Annotated in this window: 21 protein-coding genes and 1 tRNA gene; 11 read left to right on the top strand and 11 right to left on the bottom strand. The window is 71.5% G+C overall.

Features of this window, described 5'->3' with window-relative positions; all coding sequences use genetic code 11:
• Positions 1 to 149: 149 nt before the first annotated feature.
• Positions 150 to 237 (top strand) — tRNA-Leu (locus tag AB0F29_RS08650).
• Positions 238 to 299: 62 nt separating this feature from the next.
• On the top strand, positions 300 to 1238 hold the full coding sequence (locus AB0F29_RS08645) for an RluA family pseudouridine synthase (protein WP_361868992.1): 939 nt from the start codon (positions 300 to 302) through the stop codon (positions 1236 to 1238).
• Positions 1239 to 1250: 12 nt separating this feature from the next.
• Here the strand turns inward: AB0F29_RS08645 and AB0F29_RS08640 are convergent, their stop codons facing one another.
• The 3 genes from AB0F29_RS08640 to AB0F29_RS08630 form a co-directional block, all read right to left on the bottom strand.
• Positions 1251 to 1880 (bottom strand): MBL fold metallo-hydrolase, encoded by a 630-nt coding sequence (locus tag AB0F29_RS08640; protein WP_361868990.1) that lies wholly within the window; start codon positions 1878 to 1880, stop codon positions 1251 to 1253.
• Positions 1880 to 2965 carry an S-(hydroxymethyl)mycothiol dehydrogenase gene (locus AB0F29_RS08635; protein WP_361868988.1) on the bottom strand — a complete coding sequence of 362 codons (1086 nt, stop codon included), beginning with the start codon at positions 2963 to 2965 and terminating at the stop codon, positions 1880 to 1882. The genes AB0F29_RS08640 and AB0F29_RS08635 overlap by 1 nt, the downstream gene beginning before the upstream one ends.
• A 71-nt stretch (positions 2966 to 3036) precedes the next feature.
• Positions 3037 to 3738, bottom strand: coding sequence for an FCD domain-containing protein (locus tag AB0F29_RS08630; RefSeq protein ID WP_026290816.1), 702 nt, complete (start codon positions 3736 to 3738; stop codon positions 3037 to 3039).
• 132 nt (positions 3739 to 3870) lie between these two features.
• Between AB0F29_RS08630 and AB0F29_RS08625 the strand changes: the two genes are divergently transcribed.
• Both AB0F29_RS08625 and AB0F29_RS08620 read left to right on the top strand, forming a co-directional pair.
• Positions 3871 to 4401, top strand: coding sequence for a gluconokinase (locus tag AB0F29_RS08625; protein ID WP_361868984.1), 531 nt, complete (start codon positions 3871 to 3873; stop codon positions 4399 to 4401).
• Positions 4402 to 4412: 11 nt separating this feature from the next.
• On the top strand, positions 4413 to 5810 hold the full coding sequence (locus AB0F29_RS08620; RefSeq protein WP_361868982.1) for a gluconate:H+ symporter: 1398 nt from the start codon (positions 4413 to 4415) through the stop codon (positions 5808 to 5810).
• A 78-nt stretch (positions 5811 to 5888) separates the two neighbouring features.
• Here the strand turns inward: AB0F29_RS08620 and AB0F29_RS08615 are convergent, their stop codons facing one another.
• Both AB0F29_RS08615 and AB0F29_RS08610 read right to left on the bottom strand, forming a co-directional pair.
• Positions 5889 to 7460, bottom strand: coding sequence for an APC family permease (locus AB0F29_RS08615; RefSeq protein WP_361868979.1), 1572 nt, complete (start codon positions 7458 to 7460; stop codon positions 5889 to 5891).
• 58 nt (positions 7461 to 7518) lie between these two features.
• Positions 7519 to 8490: a hypothetical protein gene (locus AB0F29_RS08610; protein ID WP_361868976.1), complete on the bottom strand. Its 972-nt coding sequence runs from the start codon at positions 8488 to 8490 to the stop codon at positions 7519 to 7521.
• A 203-nt stretch (positions 8491 to 8693) separates the two neighbouring features.
• Here AB0F29_RS08610 and AB0F29_RS08605 point away from each other — a divergent pair, with 203 nt between their 5' ends.
• On the top strand, positions 8694 to 9119 hold the full coding sequence (locus AB0F29_RS08605; protein ID WP_361868973.1) for an ASCH domain-containing protein: 426 nt from the start codon (positions 8694 to 8696) through the stop codon (positions 9117 to 9119).
• Positions 9120 to 9270: 151 nt separating this feature from the next.
• On the opposite strand, the gene AB0F29_RS08600 is transcribed toward AB0F29_RS08605, so the two are convergent.
• A complete protein-coding gene (locus tag AB0F29_RS08600; RefSeq protein WP_361868970.1) occupies positions 9271 to 10926 on the bottom strand; it encodes an FAD-binding dehydrogenase in 1656 nt (551 codons plus the stop codon).
• A gap of 143 nt (positions 10927 to 11069) precedes the next feature.
• Here AB0F29_RS08600 and AB0F29_RS08595 point away from each other — a divergent pair, with 143 nt between their 5' ends.
• Positions 11070 to 11624 carry an NUDIX domain-containing protein gene (locus AB0F29_RS08595; protein WP_361868967.1) on the top strand — a complete coding sequence of 185 codons (555 nt, stop codon included), beginning with the start codon at positions 11070 to 11072 and terminating at the stop codon, positions 11622 to 11624.
• A 190-nt stretch (positions 11625 to 11814) separates the two neighbouring features.
• Here AB0F29_RS08595 and AB0F29_RS08590 read toward each other — a convergent pair whose 3' ends face one another.
• Positions 11815 to 12567, bottom strand: coding sequence for a MerR family transcriptional regulator (locus AB0F29_RS08590; RefSeq protein ID WP_018959567.1), 753 nt, complete (start codon positions 12565 to 12567; stop codon positions 11815 to 11817).
• A 164-nt stretch (positions 12568 to 12731) separates the two neighbouring features.
• Here AB0F29_RS08590 and AB0F29_RS08585 point away from each other — a divergent pair, with 164 nt between their 5' ends.
• The 3 genes from AB0F29_RS08585 to AB0F29_RS08575 all read left to right on the top strand — a co-directional run bounded on the left by AB0F29_RS08585 (position 12732) and on the right by AB0F29_RS08575 (position 15059).
• Positions 12732 to 14240, top strand: a complete 1509-nt coding sequence (locus AB0F29_RS08585; protein ID WP_361868965.1) for an alpha/beta hydrolase — start codon at positions 12732 to 12734, stop codon at positions 14238 to 14240.
• 112 nt (positions 14241 to 14352) lie between these two features.
• The gene (locus AB0F29_RS08580; protein ID WP_361868963.1) at positions 14353 to 14748 is read left to right on the top strand and encodes a DUF202 domain-containing protein; all 396 of its coding nucleotides are present in this window, start codon (positions 14353 to 14355) and stop codon (positions 14746 to 14748) included.
• Positions 14745 to 15059, top strand: coding sequence for a DUF202 domain-containing protein (locus AB0F29_RS08575; RefSeq protein WP_361868961.1), 315 nt, complete (start codon positions 14745 to 14747; stop codon positions 15057 to 15059). The genes AB0F29_RS08580 and AB0F29_RS08575 overlap by 4 nt, the downstream gene beginning before the upstream one ends.
• Before the next feature lie 150 nt (positions 15060 to 15209).
• Here the strand turns inward: AB0F29_RS08575 and AB0F29_RS08570 are convergent, their stop codons facing one another.
• Together AB0F29_RS08570 and AB0F29_RS08565 are read right to left on the bottom strand one after the other, a co-directional pair.
• Positions 15210 to 16145, bottom strand: a complete 936-nt coding sequence (locus tag AB0F29_RS08570) for an NADP-dependent oxidoreductase (protein ID WP_361868958.1) — start codon at positions 16143 to 16145, stop codon at positions 15210 to 15212.
• A gap of 169 nt (positions 16146 to 16314) precedes the next feature.
• The gene (locus AB0F29_RS08565) at positions 16315 to 17604 is read right to left on the bottom strand and encodes an enolase C-terminal domain-like protein (RefSeq protein WP_361868955.1); all 1290 of its coding nucleotides are present in this window, start codon (positions 17602 to 17604) and stop codon (positions 16315 to 16317) included.
• A 191-nt stretch (positions 17605 to 17795) separates the two neighbouring features.
• On the opposite strand from AB0F29_RS08565, the gene AB0F29_RS08560 reads away from it, so the two are divergent.
• A complete protein-coding gene (locus AB0F29_RS08560; RefSeq protein ID WP_361868952.1) occupies positions 17796 to 18818 on the top strand; it encodes a phosphotransferase family protein in 1023 nt (340 codons plus the stop codon).
• A 5-nt stretch (positions 18819 to 18823) separates the two neighbouring features.
• Positions 18824 to 20038, top strand: coding sequence for an acyl-CoA dehydrogenase family protein (locus AB0F29_RS08555; RefSeq protein ID WP_361868949.1), 1215 nt, complete (start codon positions 18824 to 18826; stop codon positions 20036 to 20038).
• A gap of 71 nt (positions 20039 to 20109) precedes the next feature.
• On the opposite strand, the gene AB0F29_RS08550 is transcribed toward AB0F29_RS08555, so the two are convergent.
• Positions 20110 to 21444, bottom strand: coding sequence for a M28 family metallopeptidase (locus AB0F29_RS08550; RefSeq protein ID WP_361868946.1), 1335 nt, complete (start codon positions 21442 to 21444; stop codon positions 20110 to 20112).
• Positions 21445 to 21761: 317 nt separating this feature from the next.
• Positions 21762 to 22355 (bottom strand): TetR/AcrR family transcriptional regulator, encoded by a 594-nt coding sequence (locus AB0F29_RS08545; protein ID WP_361868944.1) that lies wholly within the window; start codon positions 22353 to 22355, stop codon positions 21762 to 21764.
• Between the last annotated feature and the right edge of the window lie 38 nt (positions 22356 to 22393).

The following is a 22393-nucleotide window of genomic DNA, read 5'->3' as shown; positions in this document are numbered from 1 at the left end:
CTCATCCTCCCGCGCCCACGGCCCGCGCCCAAGGCCGCGCACCCCCCGTCACGCACCGTTCACAGCGATCGGGGCGTGATCGAGCACCCTCGAATGTTTGCTATGGTTTTCCACGTCGGAACGGGCACGGCCCGCGAGACAGACACCTTGTCCGGGTGGCGGAATGGCAGACGCGCTAGCTTGAGGTGCTAGTGCCCTTTATCGGGCGTGGGGGTTCAAGTCCCCCCTCGGACACCAGCAGGAGCCCCACTTCGGTGGGGCTCTTTTGCGTCACCGGGCGACCACGGAGAGGGGCGACGATGCGAGGACGCAGGAAGCCGCCTCCCGCGCCGCTCCCCCAGCGGAACGGGATCGACGCGGTGCGGGTGCGGTTGCCGGAGGATCCCGAAGGGCTCTGGGGCTGCGTCGGGGACCATCTGGTCGGGCGGTTCGGCGGGGCGATCGGGGCGGCCCGGGTGGCGGAGATGCTGGAGGCCGGGCGGTTCGTGGGGGCCGACGGGGTCGCCGTGCGGGGCGACGAGCCGTATGCCGCGGGGCGGTGTCTCTGGTTCCACCGGGACTTCGCGCCGGAGGAACCGGTGCCCTTCCCGGTCGGCGTCGTGTACCGGGACGAGCGGCTCGTGGTCGCCGACAAGCCGCATTTCCTGGCGACTATGCCCCGGGGGCGGCACATCACCGAGACCGCGGTGGCGCGGCTGCGGCGGGAGCTGGACCTGCCCGCCCTGCAGCCGGCGCACCGGCTGGACCGGCTGACCGCGGGGCTCGTGCTGTTCGTGGTGCGGCCCGAGGACCGGGGCGCGTACCAGACGCTGTTCCGGGACCGGCTGGTGCGGAAGGAGTACGAGGCGGTGGCCCCGTACGACCCGGAGCTGGTCCTGCCCCGGACCGTGCGGAGCCGGATCGTGAAGGAGCGCGGGGTGCTCGCCGCCCGCGAGGAGCCGGGGGAGGCGAACAGCGAGAGCCGGGTGGAGCTGGTGGAGCACCGGGGCGGGGCCGGGCGTTACCGGCTGCTGCCCGCTACCGGGCGCACGCATCAGCTGCGCGTCCACATGAACGCGCTGGGGGTGCCCATCGTCCACGATCCGCTGTATCCGGTGGTGGAGGAGGAAGGGGCCTCCGACGACTTCTCGCGGCCGTTGCAGTTGCTGGCCCGGGTGCTGGAGTTCACCGATCCGGTCGGCGGGGAGCCTCGCCGCTTCGCGAGCGGGCTGCGGCTCTCCGCCTGGCCGGAGAGGTGAGGCGCGCGGCGCTCAGTGGCCGCGCTTGATCCACTCGTCGAGCCCCGGGGCCTCCGCGCCGATGGAGGTGGGGTCTCCGTGGCCGGTTCGGACGGCGGTGTCGCCGGGCAGGGTGAGCAGCCGGTCCCGGATCGAGTCGATGATCGTCGGGAACGACGAGAAGGACCGGCCGGTGGCGCCGGGGCCGCCCTGGAAGAGGGTGTCGCCGGTGAAGACCGTTCCCAGCTCGGGGGCGTACAGGCAGACCGCGCCGGGGGCGTGGCCCGGGGTGTGGAGAACCTTGAGCGTGGTGCCCGCCACGGTCAGTTCCTGGCCGTCGGCCAGGGCGCCGTCGGGCGTGCGGTCCGGGTGGGTCTGCTGCCAGAGCGGCAGGTCGTCCGGGTGGAGCAGGATCGGGGCGCCGGTGGCCGCCGCGAGGGCGGGGGCGGCGTCGATGTGGTCGTTGTGCGCGTGGGTGCAGACGATGGCGCGCAGCGTCCGGCCGCCGAGCGCGGCCTCGATGGCGGCGGCGTCGTGGGCGGCGTCGATGACGATCGCCTCGGTGTCGTCGCCGACGATCCAGACGTTGTTGTCGACGTCCCACTCGCCGCCGTCGAGGGCGAAGGTGCCGGAGGTGACCAGATGGTCGATGCGGGCGGACATCAGAGGACCACCACCGAGCGGAGGACGTCGCCGTCGTGCATCCGGGCGAAGGCCTGCTCGATGTCGCCCAGGCCGATGGTCTCGGTGACGAAGGCGGCGAGGTCGAGGCGGCCCTGCTGGTGAAGGTCGACGAGCATCGGGAAGTCGCGGGAGGGCAGGCAGTCGCCGTACCAGGAGGACTTGAGCGAGCCGCCGCGGCCGAAGACGTCCAGGAGCGGCAGTTCGAGCTTCATGTCCGGGGTGGGGACGCCGACGAGGACGACCGTTCCGGCGAGGTCGCGGGCGTAGAAGGCCTGCTGGTAGGTCTCAGGGCGGCCGACCGCCTCGATGACGACGTCGGCGCCGTTGCCGTCGGTGAGGGCGCGGATCGCCTCGACCGGGTCGGTGGAGCGGGAGTTGACGGTGTGGGTGGCGCCCATCTTCTTCGCCGTCTCCAGCTTGCGGTCGTCGATGTCGACCGCGATGATCTTCGCCGCGCCGGCCAGCCGTGATCCGGCGATCGCCGCGTCGCCGACGCCGCCGCAGCCGATGACGGCGACGGAGTCGCCCCGGCCGACCTGGCCGGTGTTGATGGCGGCGCCGATGCCCGCCATGACGCCGCAGCCGAGCAGTCCGGCGACGGCCGGGGAGACCTCGGGGTCGACCTTGGTGCACTGGCCGGAGGCGACGAGGGTCTTCTCGGCGAACGCTCCGATGCCCAGCGCGGGTGACAGCTCCGTGCCGTCGAGCAGGGTCATCTTCTGCTTGGCGTTGTGGGTGTCGAAGCAGTACCAGGGGCGGCCGCGCAGACAGGCGCGGCACTGGCCGCACACGGCACGCCAGTTGAGGACGACGAAGTCGCCGGGGGCGACGTCCGTGACGCCCTCGCCGACCGACTCCACGACGCCCGCGGCCTCGTGGCCGAGGAGGAAGGGGAACTCGTCGTTGATGCCGCCCTGCTTGTAGTGCAGGTCAGTGTGACAGACGCCGCACGCCTGGATCTTCACGACCGCCTCGCCGGGGCCGGGGTCCGGGATCACGATCGTCTCGACCCTGACCGGCTCGTTCTTCCCCGGTGCGATGACCCCTTGCACCTGCTGCGCCATAACCGTGCTCTCCCTGCTCCTGAGCTTTCGCGAAGATCGATCGCGCACAACCGTACGCCTTGGGGGACCCGCTACGGAGCGAGCACGTCCAGTTCGTGCAGGGCGCCGACGGCGATCTCCTTGGTGATCCGTTCGGCGGCCTCCGCCTCGCCCTCGCGGACCGCCTCGGCGAGGCGGACGTGCAGGGTGACGGCGGCCGGGTCGGGGTCCTCGAACATCACCTGGTGGTGGGTGCGGCCCGCGAGGACCTCGGCGACGACGTCCCCGAGCCGGGCGAACATCTCGTTGCCGGAGGCGTTGAGGACGATCCGGTGGAAGGCGATGTCGTGTTCGAGGTAGCCCTCCAGCTGCTGGCCGCGCGAGGTGGCGACCATGCCGAGGGCGCGTTCGGTGAGCTCGGCGCACTGGGCGGCGGTGGCGTGGCGGGCTGCGAGGCCCGCCGCGACCGGTTCGATCGCGGAGCGCAGCACGGTGAGGGAGCGCAGCTGGCGGGGGCGGTCGGCGCCGGCGAGACGCCAGCGGATGACCTGGGGGTCGTAGACGTTCCAGGTCTCGGTGGGGCGGACCGTCACGCCGACGCGGCGGCGTGATTCGACCAGGTGCATCGATTCCAGGACCCGGACCACTTCGCGGACGACCGTACGGGAGACGTCGAAGCGCTGGGCGAGCTCGTCGGTGCGTAGGACGCTGCCGGGCGGGCACTGGCCGGAGGAGATCTCCAGACCCAGGGTGTCCAGCACATGTGTATGCAGCCCCTGGCTCTGTGTGGTCATGGGTCAAGCCTACGGGGCGACCCTCGGGAACAATAAGTACGACGTTTACGTCACAGACTCTTGAATAAGTCGTACCTAATAGGTTTCAGTAGCGCGACGGACCGATGTCGAAGAAGACAGCGAGACACCTCCATGAACACGGCACCCCCCATGAGCACCACCCCCCACGTCGTCGTGGTGATGGGCGTAGCAGGAACCGGCAAGACCACGATCGGTCCCCTGCTCGCCGCCGAGCTCGGCGTTCCGTACGCCGAGGGCGACGACTTCCATCCCCCGGCGAACATCGCCAAGATGTCGGCCGGCACCCCCCTGGACGACGACGACCGGTGGCCCTGGCTGGACGCCATCGGCGCGTGGGCGCACGGGCGGGCGGGGCTCGGCGGGGTCGTCTCCAGCTCCGCGCTCAAGCGCGTCTACCGCGACCGGCTGCGGGACGGGGCGCCGGACGCCGTCTTCCTGCATCTGACCGGTGACCGGGCGCTGATCGAGGAGCGGATGGCGGACCGCAAGGGCCACTTCATGCCCACCGCGCTGCTCGACTCGCAGTTCGCGACGTTGCAGCCGCTCCAGGCCGACGAGGCCGGGGTGAGCGTCGACGTGTCCGGCACTCCTGAGGAAATCACCCGCCGAGCCGTCGCCGCGCTGCGCCGGCTCGATAGTTAAGGACCATCACCGTGACCAGTCTCAGCGTCGAGATGCTGGCAGCGGAAGCCGCCGAACCGATCACCTCGGCAGGCAACGCTCAGTTGGGCATCGCCGTCCTGGCGGGCATCGCCGTCATCGTTCTCCTCATCACCAAGCTCAAGATGCACGCGTTCCTGGCGCTGACCATCGGTTCGCTGGCGCTCGGCTCCTTCGCGGGAGCCGCCCCGGCCGACACGATCCTCAGCTTCACCGCGGGCCTCGGCTCCACCGTCGCGGGCGTGGGCGTCCTGATCGCGCTCGGCGCGATCCTCGGCAAACTGCTCGCCGACTCGGGCGGGGCCGACCAGGTCGTCGACACCATCCTCGCGAGGGCCAGCGGCCGGGTCATGCCCTGGGCGATGGTGCTGATCGCCTCGATCATCGGTCTGCCGCTGTTCTTCGAGGTCGGGATCGTGCTGATGATCCCGGTCGTGCTGCTCGTCGCCAAGCGCGGCAACTACTCCCTGATGCGGATCGGCATCCCCGCGCTGGCCGGACTCTCCGTGATGCACGGACTGATCCCGCCGCACCCCGGCCCGCTGGTCGCGATCGACGCCCTGGACGCCAATCTCGGCGTGACGCTGGCGCTCGGTGTGCTGGTCGCCATCCCGACGGTGATCATCGCCGGTCCGGTGTTCTCCCGTTACGCCGCGCGCTGGGTGGACATCAAGCCGCCGGAGAACATGATCCCGCAGCGCCCCTCCGAGGACCTGGACCGCCGGCCGAGCTTCGGCGCGACCCTGGCGACCATCCTGCTGCCGGTCGTCCTGATGCTGCTGAACGCGCTCGTCGAGATCGTGGTCGACAACCCCGACAACGGCCTCCAGAAGGTCACCGCGGTCATCGGCTCGCCGCTGATCGCCCTGCTCGCGGCCGTCCTCGTCGGGATGTTCACGCTCGGCCGGGCCGCCGGGTTCACCAAGGACCGGCTCGCCGGCACCGTGGAGAAGTCCCTCGCCCCGATCGCCGGAATCCTGCTCATCGTCGGGGCGGGCGGCGGCTTCAAGCAGACGCTGATCGACGCCGGGGTGGGTCAGATGATCCTGGAGTTCTCCGAGAACTGGTCGATCCCGGCCCTGCTGCTCGGCTGGCTGATCGCCGTCGCGATCCGCCTCGCCACCGGCTCGGCCACCGTCGCCACCATCTCGGCCGCCGGTCTGGTCGCCCCGCTGGCCGCCGATATGTCGACCTCGCACGCGGCCCTGCTGGTGCTGGCCGTCGGCGCCGGTTCGCTCTTCTTCAGCCATGTCAACGACGCCGGGTTCTGGCTGGTGAAGGAGTACTTCGGCATGGACGTCGGCCAGACCGTGAAGACCTGGTCGGTGATGGAGACGATCATCTCCGTGGTAGCCATGGCCTTCATCCTGCTGCTCTCGCTGTTGCTGTAGCCCCTCCCGTACGGCAACGACGAAACGCCCGCCCCGGTACCGCACCGGGGCGGGCGTTTCGCGTGCGTACGGGAGTCGTCAGCGGCGGGCCGACTCGCTCTCGGCCGCCTTCTCCAGCTGGAACGCCTCGTTGCCGAGGCCGATCCGGGCATGCACCTCGGGTTTGACCGAACGCAGCACCGCCCCGTACACGAGGCCTCCGACGAGCGCGAGGATGATCACGCCGGGCAGCAGCCAACTGAGGGCCGAGCCGGGGCCGGAGCCGACGAGGACGTCGAAGTCGCGGACGGTGAAGACGGCGATCGTCAGGAGCGCGAGCCCGGCGAGGCCGGAGGCGACCAAACGCGGGGCCTGCGCGCGGCCCGCGCCGCGCTTGACGAAGAAGGCGATGACGGCGAAGGAGGCCACGGCCATCAGCAGGATGACGCCGAGCGCGCCGACGTTGCCCATCCAGGTGAACAGCCGCAGGACGGGGGCGGTGGGGTCGCCGACCGGCTTGTCGTCGGTGAACGCGAACGCCAGGATGATCACCACGGAGACGACGGTCTGGAGCAGCGAGCCGGTGCCGGGGGCGCCGCTCGCCCGGTTGGTGCGGCCGAAGCGAGCGGGCAGCAGGCCCTCGCGGCCCATCGCGAACGCGTAGCGGGCGACGACGTTGTGGAAGCTGAGGAGCGCGGCGAACATCCCGGTGACGAAGAGGACGTGCAGCACGTCGGTGAAGGTGGAGCCGAGCCGATCCTCGGTGAGGCCGAACAGCATGCCGGGGCCCTCCTTGAGGGAGGTGTCGGCGATGGAGCCGGGTCCGGCGGCGACGGTGAGGGCCCAGGAACTGATCGCCAGGAACAGCGCGGCGTAGCCCACCGCGAGGAACATCACCCGGGAGACCACGATCTGCGGGCGGCTGGTCTCCTCCGCGTACACCGGGGCCTGCTCGAAGCCGACGAACGCGGCGATGCAGAAGCAGAGCGCGGTGCCGAGCCCGGCGCCGGTGAGGGTCTCGGGGTTGAACGCGTGCAGCGACAGGCCCTCGGGGCCGGGATCGCTCACGGCGGCGATGTCGAAGATCACGACGAGGGCGCACTCGATGACCAGCAGGACGCCGAGCACCTTCGCGTTGAGATCGATCTTCAGCCAGCCGAGGACGCCGACGACGGCCGCCGCGACCAGGGCGGGTATCCACCACGCCAGCTCGATGTCGAGATACGTGGCGAAGATGCCGGAGACCTCGAAGCCGAGGATTCCGTAGATGCCGACCTGCATCGCGCTGTACGCGACCAGCGCCACCAGCGAGGCTCCGGCGCCGGCGGTCGGACCGAGCCCGCGGGCGATGTACGCGTAGAACGCGCCGGCGTTGTGGACGTGCCGGCTCATCTCCGCGTAGCCGACGCTGAACAGCATCAGGACGACGCCCAGGATGAGGTAGAGCAGCGGCTGGCCGACGATGCCCATCACGCCGAAGACCGTGGGCATCACTCCGGCGACCACCATCAGGGGGGCGCTGGCCGCGATCACCGACAGCAGGAGTCCGGGGGTGCCGAGCCGGTTCGCCCGCAGGGCTCGTTCCTCGCCCTTGTAGGTGTTGATCCCGCCGGTATCGGCCGGCGCCCTCGCGCTGCCGGTCTCGCTGGAAATCGAACTGCCCCTCGACATGACGGGATGGGTCCCTTCTTCGTGGTGGGGTGGTGCCTTTCGTGGATCACGGGGTGCTTCACGGAGTGCCGAGCGCGTAGGCACGCGCGGCGACGAACGCGGCGTGGGGCTCCCCTCCGGAGTACGACCAGGGCGCGGCGGTGGCGTACGGGCCGATGCGGTGGAACAGGGCGGCGGCCTCGGCGTGGCGGCCCTCGCAGACCTTGGCGTGGGCCAGGAAGTTCAGGTCGAGGCGGTGACGCGGATGGTCCTCGCGCTCCCATTCCAGCCACCAGTCGAAGGCGGCCTTCATCACCTGGCGAGCCCGCCGGCCGGACCAGTGCCCGGAGAGCGCCGGGTCGCCGGGCTCGATGCCGGCGGCGACCAGGACGCGGTAGCGCTCAGCGTGGGCGATGACCGGGAGAACGGACAACGGGGAGTCGGCGGGGGCCAGTTCGGCGGCCCAGGAGGCGAAGTCGTACACCTCGTGGAGCGGGTCGTGGCCGCTGGCGGGGTTGCTCTCGGCCAGCAGAGCGGTCATCACGTGGTGGGCGTGATGGTGGTCGGGATGGCGGGAGCGCACCTCCTCGAAGAGCCGGCCGGTCTCGTCCGCCCCGTCGTCGCGGCCCCGGTCCAGGAGGAGCAGCGCGAGCCAGGGGGTGGGGTCGTCGGGGAGGAGACGGGCGGCGGCCAGGCAGGCTTCCCGGGCGCGGGCGGCGTCGTTCGCCTTGGCCTTGGGCCGCAGCGCGCGGGCGACCCGGGCGCAGCCGAGGAGGGTGGCCGCGTCGGCGCTCTCGGGTTCGACGAGCAGCCAGTCACCGGCCCAGTCCACGGCGGACGGGGTCTCGGCGAGGGCCAGCACGCGGTGTCCACGGCGGTCCCAGTCCCGCCCGGTGCCCACGAGCAGGGTGCGGGCCTCGGACCATCTGCCCTGAACGAACTGGCCACGTGCGGCGATGAGTACATCGTCGTCGAGGGCCAGGTCGAAGACGTGGTCCGAGCGGCCGCCCCGACGGCGGGAGCGGCCCAGGGGCGGCGGAGGCGGGGGCATGCCGCAGGCTTCTTTCGATGCGGTGTGCGAGCGGATGATCGCGCACAGCAAAGCGGTAGGCAATGCTCCCCGTCAAGGGGCGCTTGATGTCAACTCTGTGCACTTTTCCGCTACTTGGCTGGATTGCACCCCATCGGGCGGGGTGTTCGCGCAGCGTGCGGCGGGGTCGGTGGGCACGGAGTGGCGCCTGACACACTGAGGACATGGAACCTCGCGAACCCCTCAGCCCTTTCCTTCTCGCCTTTCCGGGGCCGTTGCGCGACCAGCTGGTAGCGGCGGTCCTCTCCGGCGAGAAGGTGTCCACATCCGGGCTGTTGGCCGAGTACGAACGGGAGCAGGAGGAGCTTCCCCCTGTGGGCGAACGGTCCGCGCTGATCGACTCGGAAGGGCGGGAGGTGGCGGTGCTGGAGCTGATCGATGTACGGGTACTGCCCCTGGGGGAGGTGGATCTCCAGCATGCGCTCGACGAGGGCGAGGGGTACCGGTCGGTGGCCGAATGGCGGGCGGGGCACGAGCGGTTCTGGCACAGCGAGGAGATGCGGGAGGCGTTGGGGGATCCGGGGTTCACGGTGGACGACGGGACGCTGATCGTCGCGGAGCGGTTCCGGGTGGTCGAGCGGTTGGGGTGACTTCGGGGCTCCGCCCCGGACCCCGCTCCTCAATCGCCGGAGGGGCTTGAATGCCGGCCCGGTCCTCGCGGGTCGGGAGGAGCTTGAAGTGCCGGCCCGGTCCTCGCCGGTCGGGGGGCTTGACGTGCGGGGCCCGGTCTCGGTGCGGTGCTCACACCGCCTGCGCCGCCGCCCGGCCCGCCGCCCTGCCGGAGAAGATGCAGCCGCCCAGGAACGTGCCCTCCAGGGAGCGGTAGCCGTGGACTCCGCCGCCGCCGAAGCCCGCGGCCTCGCCCGCCGCGTACAGGCCGGGGAGCGGGGCGCCCTCGGGATCGAGGACACGGGAGGACAGGTCGGTCTCCAGGCCGCCCAGGGACTTGCGGGTGAGGATGTTGAGCCGGACGGCGATCAGCGGGCCCGCCGCCGGGTCCAGGACGCGGTGCGGTTTCGCGGTGCGGATGAGGCGGTCGCCGAGGTAGGCGCGGGCCCCGTGGACCGCGGTGACCTGGAGGTCCTTGGTGAAGGGGTTGGCGATCTCCCGGTCACGGGCGGTGATCTCGCGGCGCAGGCTCGCCTCGTCGATGAGGTCGTCGCCGGTGACCGCGTTCATGCCCCGGACCAGCGCGCCGAGTTCCTTCTCCACGACGAAGTCCACTCCGTGGTCCATGAACGCCTTGACCGGTGCGGGCACGTCCGCGCGGGCCCTGCCGATCACGTCGCGGACCGACTTGCCGGTCAGGTCCGGGTTCTGCTCGGAGCCGGAGAGCGCGAACTCCTTGCCGATGATGCGCTGGTTGAGCACGAACCAGGTGTAGCCGTGGCCGGAGCCCATGATGTGTTCGAGGGTGCCGAGCGTGTCGAAGCCGGGGAAGAGCGGGACCGGCAGGCGCTTGCCGCGCGCGTCCAGCCAGAGCGACGAGGGGCCGGGCAGGATCCGGATGCCGTGCCTGGCCCAGATCGGGTTCCAGTTCTCGATGCCCTCGGTGTAGTGCCACATCCGGTCGCGGTTGATGTGGTGGGCGCCCGCCTTCTCGGCGATGCCGAGCATCAGCCCGTCGACGTGCGCGGGCACCCCGGACAGCATCTTCTCGGGCGGGGTGCCCAGGCGCTCGGGCCACTGGGCGCGGACCAGGTCGTGGTTGCCGCCGATGCCGCCGGAGGTGACGATCACCGCCTGGGCCTTCAGTTCGAAGGCGCCGGCGACCTCCCGGCCGCTCGCGATTCCGCGCTCGGCCGCGCTGGGCTCCAGGATCTCGCCGGTGACCGTGTCGAGCGCCCCGGCGGTACGGGCGAGGCCGGTGACGCGGTGGCGGAACCTCAGCTGGACGAGCCCCTTGGCGACGCCCGCGCGGACCCGCCGTTCGAAGGGGGCGACGACGCCGGGGCCGGTGCCCCAGGTGATGTGGAAGCGGGGTACGGAGTTGCCGTGGCCCGTCGCGTCGTAGCCGCCGCGTTCCGCCCAGCCGACGACCGGGAAGATGCGCAGCCCCTGCTGGTGCAGCCAGGAGCGCTTCTCGCCGGCGGCGAAGTCGACGTACGCCTCGGCCCACTTACGCGGCCAGCGGTCCTCGGTCTCCCGGTCGAAGCCCGCCGTGCCGTACCAGTCCTGGAGGGCCAGCTCCCGGCTGTCCTTGATCCGCAGCCGGCGCTGTTCGGGCGAGTCCACGAGGAAGAGGCCGCCGAAGGACCAGTGCGCCTGGCCGCCGATGGACTGCTCGGGCTCCTGGTCGAGGAGGATCACGGACCGGCCGCCGTCGACCAGTTCGGCGGTGGCCACGAGCCCGGCGAGTCCTGCCCCGATCACGATCACATCAGCGTCGTACGCCATGGGTTCCGTCCTGTCGGAGTGGCTCGGGGCGGGCGGGGAAGGCCGGCCCACCGGACCGGCGAAACGTTCAAGTTACCCGTGCGTCAGATCTTGGGTACCCGCCGGGGCCACGTCAACCGTCCGGGTGCTGTTGGATGAAACGTATGACGCCCTCTGACGAGATCCTGGACATCGTCGACGAGAACGACGAGGTCATCGGGCAGGCCCCGCGCCGCGAGGCGACCGCGCGGAGGCTGCGGCACCGCTGTGTGTTCATCGAGGCGCGCGACGCCGACGGGCGGGTGTTCGTCCATCGGCGGACGCCCACGAAGCTGGTCTACCCCTCGCACTACGACATGTTCGTCGGCGGGGTGGTGGGGGCGGGCGAGTCGTACGACGAGGCGGCGCTGCGCGAGGCGGAGGAGGAGCTGGGGGTCTCGGGGCTCCCTCGGCCAGAGCCGCTGTTCCGGTTCCTCTACGCCGACGCGAACGCCGGGTACACCTGGTGGTCCGCCGTCTACCGGGTGCGGTGCGAGCTGCCGGTGGCCCCGCAGGTGGAGGAGGTGGCCTGGCACACGTTCCTGGACGACGCGGAGCTGGAGCGGCGGCTCGACGAGTGGCCCTGGGTGCCCGACGGGGTGGAGGCGTACCGCCGGCTGCGGGAGTTCCGGGCGGCCCGACCGCACTCGGACGCCCCGTACGGGTCCGCGCGGGGCTGACCGAGGTTGAGCGGGCCCGGTCGGTGAGTAGCCTCCCGTACTCGTGGAACGTGTGCGTGGCGGGCGTCCGGGAGCCTGTCTGCGACAGTGCTTTACGGCAGCACGCGTCCAGTAACGGCCGATCATGCGGGCGGCCGGCTCCGGCGACGGAGGCGAGGTACGCGCTGGCTCTCAGTCCCGGCGCGGGCTCTCAGTCCCGGGCCTCGTCTTGTTCGCTCTCCGCGGTGTCGTCCTCGAAGAGGATCGTGTGGACGCGTTGCAGCACATCGAGGTGGGCGCGGTTGTAGTACTCGACCAGCGCGTGCACGACGACCGACTCGGCGACCGCCGTCTCCCGGCGCGAGGAGAACGCCAGGTCGGCCAGGCCGGGATGGTCCCTGTGCTGTTGGCGGACACCGGGCGCCATGCGTTCCGCCAGCCGCTGCCGCACTTCTTCGGGGGTGTCCTCGTCGAGTGCCGCGAATTCCCCTTCGAGATCCCGGCGAGGTCCCGCGAGCTGTTCCTGGAGGGCTGCCATCGCCACGGGGGTGAGGATGCTGGAGTAGGCCATCAGCAGCGACCGCTGGGTCTCGGGCAGATCGTCGGCGAGCGTCCTGAACTGCTGGGGCATGTCGAGCGCGGCCCGGTTCTCCATGACGGCCGCCAGTTCCCGCCGCATCCGCTGCCGGCGTTCGATGTCCGCAGCGAGTTCGGCGTCCAGGTCACGGAGGATCTGCCGTGCCTTCTCGTCTCCGCTCTCGACCGACGGGACATCCGCGAGGGCCACGCCGAGGTCGGTCAGTCTGCGGATGCGCAGCAGGCGGACCAGATGGCTGACGCCGTACCGCTTGTAGCCGTTGGACGCTCGTTCCGGCTCGTCCAACAGGCCGATCTCGTGATAGTGCCGCACTGCCTTGGTCGTTGTGCCCGCGAGTTCCGCCAGCTGACGCGTACTCCAGCCCACCGGGAGCCCCTTCTCCAGCGTCTTCCCCCCGCAGCCATTCAAGACCGTGCCCTTGGGGCACGGTCAACCACCCGGTTCCACGCCGGTCCTTGTTGACCCTGCCCCAAGGGCACGCGGTGGGATGGTCGCGACCACGACCACGAACCGGGATGCGGAGACTGGACATGAAACGACAAGGCAGTGCGGGCCAGGGCCTGGCCCTCTTGGTGGTCCTCGGCCTCGGCGGTCCGCTCGCCGCGGTGCCCGCCGCCGCCGAGGAGCCCAAAGCGCCGCAGGTGAAGTGGGGCCAGTGCCCCGACGACGTCGTGGCCGAAGCGGCTCCGACCGAGCTGCGGTGCGCCACCGTGCCCGTCCCGCTGGACTACGCCGACCCGGAGGGCCAGCAGATCGACCTCAGCATCTCCCGGCTGGCCGCCGCCGACCCGGACGAACGGCGTGGCGTCCTCATGCTCAATCCGGGCGGCCCCGGGGGGTCCGGGCTGGCGCTCTCCGCGCTGCTGGTGGCCCAGGGCCTGCCCACCAGCGTCACCGACCGCTACGACCTGATCGGCATGGACACCCGTGGGACGGGTCGTTCCACACCGGTCAGCTGCGGCTTCACCACGGACAGCCTCTACTACTCCAACATCCCGCCGTACGCGGTCGACGACGCCGCGGTCACCGCACAGGCGAAAGTAGCCGAGCAGGCGGCCGAGCAGTGCGCGGACAACGACGACGGCACGCTGCGCCACCTCACCACGGCGAACACCGCCCGCGACCTGGACCGGATCCGGGCCGCGCTCGACGAGGAGACGACCAGCTACCTGGGCTACTCCTACGGCACGGCACTCGGCGCCGCGTACGCGTCGATGTTCCCCGAGCGAGCCGACCGGATCGTGCTCGACAGCAACATCGGAGACACCCACCTCGACCGCGACGGCCTGCGCCGCTACGCGCTCGGCATGGAACAGACCCTGCCGGACTTCGCGCGATGGGCCGCCCGCCGGCACGACAGCTACCGCCTGGGCCGCACCCCCGAACAGGTCCGGGCTTCCTACCTCACCATCGCCGGCGTGCTCGACGACACTCCGGTCGCGGGGATCGACGGCAGCCTCTTCCGGCTGCTGACGTTCAGCCACCTGTTCAAGCAGTCGCAGTACCCCAAGTTGGCGCAGACCTGGCAGGCGCTGCGCGAAGGCGACCGGACGGCGGCCCGCGCCCTGGCACCCGTCCCCGAGGAGACGGCCGACGGGACGTTGTCGCCGAACGACAACGCCCTGACCGTGTTCCTCGCCGTCACCTGCAACGACGTCGAGTGGCCCGAGGACGTCAACACCTACCGGCGGGGCGTCACCGCGGACCGCGAACGCTACCCGCTGTTCGGCGCCGCCACCGCCAACATCACCCCGTGTGCCTTCTGGCCGTACGCCCCCGCCGAACCCCCGGTGAAGATCAACGCCGAGGGCCCCCGCAACGTGCTGCTCCTGCAGAACCGGCGGGACGCGTCGACCCCGCTGCGGGGCGGGAAGATGCTGCGCGAGAAGTTCGGCGACCGGGCGCGGTTGGTCACTGTCGACGACAGTGGGCACGGCGTGTACGTCCTGGGCAAGAACTCCTGCGCGCTGAACACCGCCACGCGTTACCTCGTCGAGGGCAGGATGCCCACCAAGGACACGTTCTGCCGAGCGGACTGACCTCCCCCGCAGGCCGTCGCCGTGGGGCGCCCGTATCGGACAGACGTGTGCGGCGGGACCTGGTAGATGCCGTCGCCCGGGCTTGGGCGACGTTGGCACTAGGGTTCCAGGTGTGAACAAGATCGTGCAGAGCGTACGGCTGTGGTTCGCGCCGCAGCGGATCCGGGACGAGGGGGACACCCCCGACTACCGGTTCTCGCTGGCCAACGAGCGGACGTTCCTCGCCTGGATCCGGACGGCGCTGGCCCTGATCGGCGGGGGTTTCGCCGTCGACCAGTTTCTTCCGGAGCTGGTGTGGGGCGCCCGGGCCGGGCTCGCGCTCGGGCTGCTCGCGGCCGGGGTGCTCTGCGCGCTGCGGGCGGTCAACCACTGGGTGCGGTGCGAGCGGGCGATGCGGCGGGGCGAGGACCTGCCGGTGTCCCGGTTCCCGACCCTGCTGAGCCTGGTGGTCGCCGTCGTCGCCGTGGCGATGGTGGTGGTGGTCCTCTTCGGCTGGGAGGGCGTGTGACGGCGACGGCGGACCGGGATCCCGGGCTGCAGCCCGAGCGGACACGGCTGGCCTGGCGGCGTACGACGCTGTCCGCCACGGTCGTCGCGCTGCTCGCGGTGCGGCAGGCGCTGCTCGGCGGGGCGACGCCGGCCGCGCTGGTCGCGGTGGCGCTGAGCGCGGCGGCCTGGCTGGGTTTCCTGGTCGTGGCCCACCGTCGGGTGCTGCGGATGGAGGCGGCGCGGCCGGAGCCGCTCGCCCCGCGCGGAGCGCTGGCGGCGACGCTGTGCACGGTGGCACTGGCGGTGTTCGCTGCGGCGATGCTGTTCTGAGCCCCGGACGGGCCGGACGGTGGCCGGGCGGGGCCGGGCGGGCCGGACCGGGGACGCGATGCCGCTTGAGCCGGGCCGGACGCGGGCCGCCAGGCTGTTCTCGAAGCCGGGCCGGACGCACGCGCCCGGGCTGTCCCCCGGCCGGGCTCCTCAGCCGTCCCAGTCCACCGTCACCACGATCTTGCCGCGCGTCCGCCCCTCCTGGTTGAGCCGGTACGCGTCGGCGGCCTGCTCCAGCGGGAACACCCGGTCCACATGGACGGTGACGATGCCCCGTTCGGCCAGTTCCGCGACTCGGGCCAGGTCGTCGGCGTCGGGGCGCACGAAGGTGTAGCGGCCACCGTAGGAGAAGACCTCGCCGTCCGCGATGGAGGCGAGCCGGCCGCCCGGGGCGAGGGTGTCGGCGGAGGCGCGCAGCGCGTCGCCGCCCACCGTGTCGAAGGAGGCGTCGAAGCCGTCCGGGACCAGTGCGCGCAGCCGGTCGACGAGGCCCTCGCCGTACTCCACGGGCTCCGCGCCGAGGCTGCGGAGGTGCTCGTGGTTGCGGGGGCTCGCGGTGCCGATCACCCGGCAGCCGGTGTGCCGGGCGATCTGGACGGCGAGCGATCCGACGCCGCCGGCCGCCGCGTGGACCAGGACGGTGTCGCCCTCGCGGATCTTCAGGGTGCGGTGCAGTACCTGGTAGGCGGTCAGCCCGGCCAGCGGCAGGCCCGCGGCCTCCTCGAAGCTCAGGCTCAGGGGCTTGCGGGCCAGGGTGCGCACGGGGGCGGCGACGTACTCGGCGAACGTGCCGCGCGCGAGGAAGTCCTCGCGTACGTAGCCGATGACCTCGTCGCCGACCGCGAACTCGTCGACCGCGACGCCCGGTTGCACGACGACCCCGGAGACGTCCCAGCCGGGGATCACCGGGAAGACGGCTTCGAGGCCCCCCTGGAGATAGCCCTCGCGGGCCTTCCAGTCGACCGGGTTGACGGCGGCGGCCCGTACCTTCACCAGGACCGTGTCGGGGCCGACCTTCGGATCGGGTCGCTCGCCGTACTCCATGACGTCGGCGGAACCGTACGCGCTGTAGCTGATCGCCTTCATCCCTCGACCTTCCGCGCAGGTCGGGGCCGCCGCAACTCAGGGGGTACGGCCGGATCCCGCCCCTCTCGCAGCACGGGACCGGCCGGCGCGCTCACCAGCGCGGGACAGCCGTCGTCCTCACCAGCACAGGACCGCCGGCGCGCTCACCAGCGCAGGACCGTCGGCGTCCTCACCAGCGCGGGACCGTCGGCGTCGTCCACTCCGGGTCGGCGGCGCGCATCGCCGCCGCGTCGTCGCGCTCCCGGTGGGTCTCGTCCGCCAGCCAGCGCCGGTGCAGGGCGGACAGGCGCTCGCGGTCCAGTTCGACGCCGAGACCGGGTGCGTCGGAGACCGTGAGCCGGCCCCCGGTGAAGGTATGGCGCTCGGTGATGACGTCCTCGGTCTGCCAGGGGTAGTGGCTGTCGCAGGCGTGACCGAGGTCCGGCACCGTGGCGGCGACGTGGGTCATCGCCGCGAGGCTGATGCCGAGGTGGGTGTTGGAGTGCATGGAGAGTCCGACGCCGAACGTGCGGCAGATGCCCGCCAGTTCCCGGGTGCGGTGCAGTCCGCCCCAGTAGTGGTGGTCGCTCAGGACGATCTGGACGGCGTCGCGGGCGAAGGCCTCGGGGACCTCGGCGAGGGTGGTGACGCACATGTTGGTGGCGAGCGGGACGTCGGTTCCGGCCGAGACGGCGGCCATGCCGGCCGTGCCGCTGGTGGGGTCCTCCAGGTATTCGAGGACGCCCTTCAGCTGCTCGGCGACGTACAGCGAGGTGGGGACGGACCAGGCGCCGTTCGGGTCCAGGCGCAGCGGGCGGCCCGGGAACGCCTCGGCCAGGGCGTGGATCGCGGCGATCTCCCGGTCGGGCTCGAAGACGCCGCCCTTGAGCTTGAGGGAGCCGAAGCCGTAGGTGTCGGCGAAGCGCCGGGCCTGGGCGACGACGCCGGCCGGGTCGAGCGCCGCGCCCCAGTCGTCCCGTTCGCCGGGGCCGGGGTGGGCGGCCCAGCGGAAGAAGAGGTAGGCGCTGTACTCGACGGTGTCCCGGACCTTGCCGCCGAGCAGGGCGTGCACGGGCAGGCCCCGGGCCTTGCCGAGGGCGTCCAGACAGGCGACCTCGAAGGCGGAGACGACCGAGAGCCGGATCTTCTCCGCGTTCCTGACTCCGCGCAGCCCCCCGGCGTGGATCCGGTCGTCGGCGGCGCGCGATGCGCCGCACACCTCCTCGGCCAGGGCGAACAGCCCGTTCAGATCGGTGACCGCCCGGCCCGGGAGCGCCGCGGCGAGGGAGCGCGCGGGCTCCAGGTAGGCGCCGTCGCCGTAGGTCTCCCCCACGCCGGTCGTTCCGCCCCGGGTGACGACCTCCACGATCAGGCGCGGGGTGTACGGCTGGTGGACGCCCTGGGTGTTCAGCAGGGGTGGATCGGACACGAGGATCGGGGTGAGCCGGACGTCTTCGATCACCAGATCATCTGTATGCATACGTGAACTCTATTCAGGGATGCGGTTCACCGAAAGGGTCGGGCCGGCTCCCGCGCCGCCGGATCACGGGGGGACTGGACGGCATACCGACTGGTCGGCATCATGGTTCCCGATCGTCCAGGCGCCTCGTCCAGTCGCCTCGTCCAGTCGCTCGCCCAGTCGCCTCGTTCCGTCGCCCGGAGGTACGCACCATGAGCTCACTCCCCCCACCAGGTCTCGACCCGGAGCTGCTGCGCGGCCATCTCGACCGCGAGCGGCCGGGGCTGGTGAGCGGACCCCTCGAAGCGCGGCTGATCGAGGGCGGTCGCTCGAACCTGACGTACGTCGTCGGCGACGGGACCGGGCAGTGGGTGGTGCGCAGGCCTCCGCTCGGCCATGTGCTGGCCACCGCGCACGACATGACGCGCGAGCACCGGGTGATCAGCGGCCTGTACCCCACCGCCGTCCCGGTGCCGGAGCCGCTGCTGCTCTGCGAGGACGACAGCGTGATCGGCGCCCCGTTCTACGTAATGGAGTACGTCGAGGGCACCCCGTACCGCACCGCTGAACAGCTCGCCCCGCTGGGCCCCGAGCGCACCCGGGCGGCGGTCCTCGGGCTCGTCGACACCCTGGTCGACCTGCACGCCGTGGACCCGGGAGCGGTCGGGCTCGGGGGCTTCGGGCGGCCCGACGGCTTCCTGGACCGACAGTTGCGGCGCTGGGGCAAGCAGTTGGACGCCTCCCGCAACCGCGAGCTGGCGGGCATCGACGAGCTGCACGCCTCCCTCGGCCGCGGGCTGCCCTCCTCCCCCGCGCCCACCGTCGTCCACGGCGACTACCGCCTGGACAACGTGCTGCTCGGCCCCGACGACCGGATCAGGGCCGTCCTCGACTGGGAGATGTCCACGCTCGGCGATCCGCTGACCGACCTCGGTCTCCTGGTGATGTACAGCTCCGACCTCGACCTGCCGGAGTCTCCCGTCTCCACCACCAGCGGCGCGGCCGGGCACCCCTCCCCCGCCGAGCTGATCGAGCGCTACGCGGCCCGCTCGGGCCGGGACACCTCCGCCCTCTCCTGGTACACCGCGTTCGCGTGGTTCAAGCTCGCCGTGATCCTGGAGGGCATCCACTACCGCTACACCCTCGGCCGGACCGTCGGCGCGGGCTTCGACCGGATCGGCGATCTGGTCCCCGTCTTCATCGAGCACGGCCTCACCACCCTCCAGGAAGGCTGAACCCCGTGGACTTCGCATTCGACGCCCGTACCGAGGAGCTGCGGAGCCGGCTGCTCGCGTTCATGGACGAGCACGTGTATCCGGCCGAGGAGGTCGCCGAGGAGCAGCGGGCCCGGCTGGCCTCCCCCTGGGACACCCCGGCGGTCGTGGGCGAGCTGAAGGCCGAGGCACGGCGGCAGGGGCTGTGGAACCTCTTCCTGCCCGACGCGGAGTACGGGGCGGGGCTGACGAACCTCCAGTACGCCCCGCTCGCGGAGATCACCGGACGCTCCCCGCATCTCGCGCCGACCGCGCTGAACTGCGCGGCCCCGGACACCGGGAACATGGAGGTGCTCTTCCAGTTCGCCACCGACGACCAGAAGAAGCGGTGGCTGGAGCCGCTGCTCGCCGGGGAGATCCGCTCCGCGTTCGCGATGACGGAGCCGGACGTGGCGTCCTCGGACGCGACGAACATCGAGACCCGGATCGCCCGGGACGGCGACGACTACGTCGTCAACGGTCGCAAGTGGTACATCTCCGGGGCGATGAACCCGGAGTGCGCCGTCTTCATCGTGATGGGCAAGACCGACCCGGACGGCGCGGACATCCGCCGCCAGCAGTCGATGATCCTGGTCCCGCGCGACACCCCGGGTCTCGAAGTGCGGCGCGCGATGCGGGTGTACGGGTACGAGGACCACGCGCACGGCGGTCACGCCGAGGTGGTCTTCCACGATGTACGGGTGCCCGCGGCGAACCTGATCGGCGAGGAGGGCGGCGGCTTCGCCATCGCGCAGGCGCGGCTGGGCCCGGGGCGGATCCACCACTGCATGCGGCTCATCGGGATGGCGGAGCGGGCCATCGAGCTGATGTGCCGACGGGCGGTGGCGCGTACGGCCTTCGGCAAGCCGCTCGCCCAGCAGGGCGTCGTGCGGAACTGGATCGCGGACGCCCGGGTCACGGTGGAGCAGTTGCGGCTGCTGGTGCTGAAGACGGCCTGGCTGATGGACACCGTGGGCAACAAGGGCGCGCACACCGAGATCCAGGCCATCAAAATCGCCACCCCGCGCGCGGTGGTGGACATCCTCGACTCCGCGGTGCAGCTGTACGGCGCGGGCGGGGTGAGCCAGGACTTCCCGCTGGCGGAGCTGTGGGCCTCGGCGCGGACGCTGCGGCTGGCGGACGGGCCGGACGAGGTGCACCAGCGGTCGCTGGCCCGGCGGGAGATCAAGCGGTACGTGTGACGGACAGCGGCGCCGCCCCCTCCCGAGGTGCTCTTCGGGAGGAGGCGGCGCCCGTACACGTGACGCGGGAGTCAGAAGGTGAGCTTCCAGCTGTCGATGTAGCCGGTGTCCTGACGGGCGACGTCCTGGACGCGGAGCTTCCAGGAGCCGTTGGCCACCTCGGCGGAGGCGTTGACCGTGTACGTCGTGATGACGTTGTCGGCCGAGTCGCCGCTGCTGGAGTTCTTCAGCCGGTACGCGGTGCCGTCCGGGGCCACCAGGTCGACGACCAGGTCGCCGCGCCAGGTGTGCTTGATGTCGACGCCGACCTGGAGGGCGGCCGGGGCGTTGCCCGTCCGTCCGGTGACCGTGACCGGCGAGGTCACTGCCGCTCCCCCGTCCGGGATGGCGACGTCGGCGGTGTTACTGAACACGTCCCCGGCGGGCGGTTCGCCGGTGCCGGAGGACAGGGTCCAGATGGCGTGGGCGGCGGCGTCGCTGTTGCGGTCCAGGGCGGTGTCGTTGATGTTGCTCGTGGTGTCGCAGGACGAGTGGTAACAGCGGTCGAAGGCCTGCCCCGCGGTCCCGCCCCACTTCTGCGCCTGGGCGGCGGACTTGGTGTTGCCGGCGCCGGTGAAGAGTCCGCCGACGGGGACGCCGACGTTCTTGAAGGGGGCGTGGTCGGAGCGGCCGTCGCCCTCGGTCTCGATCTCGGTGGGGACGTTCAGGCCGGCGAAGTAGTCCTTGAAGGTCTTCTCGATGACCGGGTCGTCGTCGTAGACGAAGTAACCGGCGTTGGGCGAGCCGATCATGTCGAAGTTGAGGTAGCCGGAGAGCTTGGAACGCTCGGCGGACGGCAGGTTGTTGACGTAGTACTTCGAGCCGATCAGGCCCAGCTCCTCGGCGCCCCACCAGGCGAACCGCAGGTGCTTGTCGGGCTGGTACTGGGCGCGGGAGACGGCGAGGGCGGTCTCCAGGACGCCGGCCGAGCCGGAGCCGTTGTCGTTGATCCCGGCGCCGGAGGAGACCGAGTCGAGGTGGGCCCCGGCCATCAGGACCTTGTTCGGGTCGCCGCCGGGCCAGTCGGCTATCAGGTTGTAGCCGGTGGCTCCGTTGGAGGTGAACTGCTGGAGCGTGGTGGTGTATCCGGCGGCGTCGAGCTTGGCCTTCACGTAGTCGACGGACGCCTTGTAGCCGGGGCGGCCGTGGGCGCGGTTGCCGCCGTTGTTCGCGGCGATCGTCGAGAGCTGCGTGAGGTGGGCCTTGACGCCGGCCAGGGGAATGTCGGGCGCCGCGGCGGCGGCTGTCGGCGACGCCGGCGCGTCGGCGGCCTGGGCGGCCGGTGCTCCGGCTCCGAGGACGGCGGCGAGGGCGACGGCCAGGGCGGCCGTCGGGGATCTGCGCAGGGTGAAACGGTTCGGTCTCATTCACGGGCTCCGGATTCCGTTGGGGAGTGACGGAACGTGCGGGGGGTCCCCGGCCGCGCGGTGATCCGGCCGGGTCCTGGAGCGTGGGCCCGGACAAGCGGCCCAGGGGTGCGCGGTGCGTGACCGATGCTCAAGGAAATGACAGTGCTCCGTCAAGAGCGGAAACCGGACATGGTCGTTCTATTAACGGACGGTGGTTCGCCCGGGAACTCCGGCACCTCATCGGGAGGCAGGACGTACGACATACATCCAGCCTCGCCCCGACCGGCGGAGCGGGCCAGTTGATGGCACGATCCGTCGGCCGTCCCCGTCCCCCGCTACGGGCGCAGGGCCCGCAGCAGCAGGTCCGCGAGGTGGTCGGCGACCTCCTGGCGGCTGAGCGGGCCGTCCGGCCGGTACCAGGTGGAGAGGTGGTGGACCGAGCCGAAGTGGTAGTCGACGACCAGGTCGGCGGGGGTGGCCGTGGAGAACACGCCGCCGCGCTGGCCCTCCTCGACCAGGGCCCGGAAGCGCTCGTGGTAGCGGCGGCGTTCGACGCGCACCTGCTTGTTCTTCTCGGGGCTCAGGTGGTGCATGGAGCGGAAGAAGATCGCCGCGTCGTCCAGGTTGTCGATGGTCGTGACGACCACGTCGGCCGCCGCGTCGCGCAGCCGCTGCTCGATGGGCGCCTCGGCGTCCGCGAAGGCGTCCAGCCGCTCCTGCTGGAGCCGGAGCACCCGGGCGTAGACCTCCTGGAGCAGGTCCTCCTTGGAGCCGAAGTAGTGGTAGAGCGCCCCCTTGGTGACGCCTGCCGCCTCGACGATCTCCTGGACCGAGGTGCGGTCGTACCCGCGCTCGGCGAAGAGCCGGGTGGCGGCGGCCAGCAGCCTCTGGGGGACGGGAGTGCCGTTCTGATCCGTCGCCTTGGCCATGAGCCGCCACCTTCCTTTCGTACCGTGCGTGCGCTGTT

This window comes from Streptomyces sp. NPDC026589, from assembly GCF_040638385.1.
In the GTDB taxonomy this organism is placed as follows: Bacteria; Actinomycetota; Actinomycetes; order Streptomycetales; family Streptomycetaceae; genus Streptomyces.
This window is presented reverse-complemented; position numbering and strand designations above follow the sequence as displayed.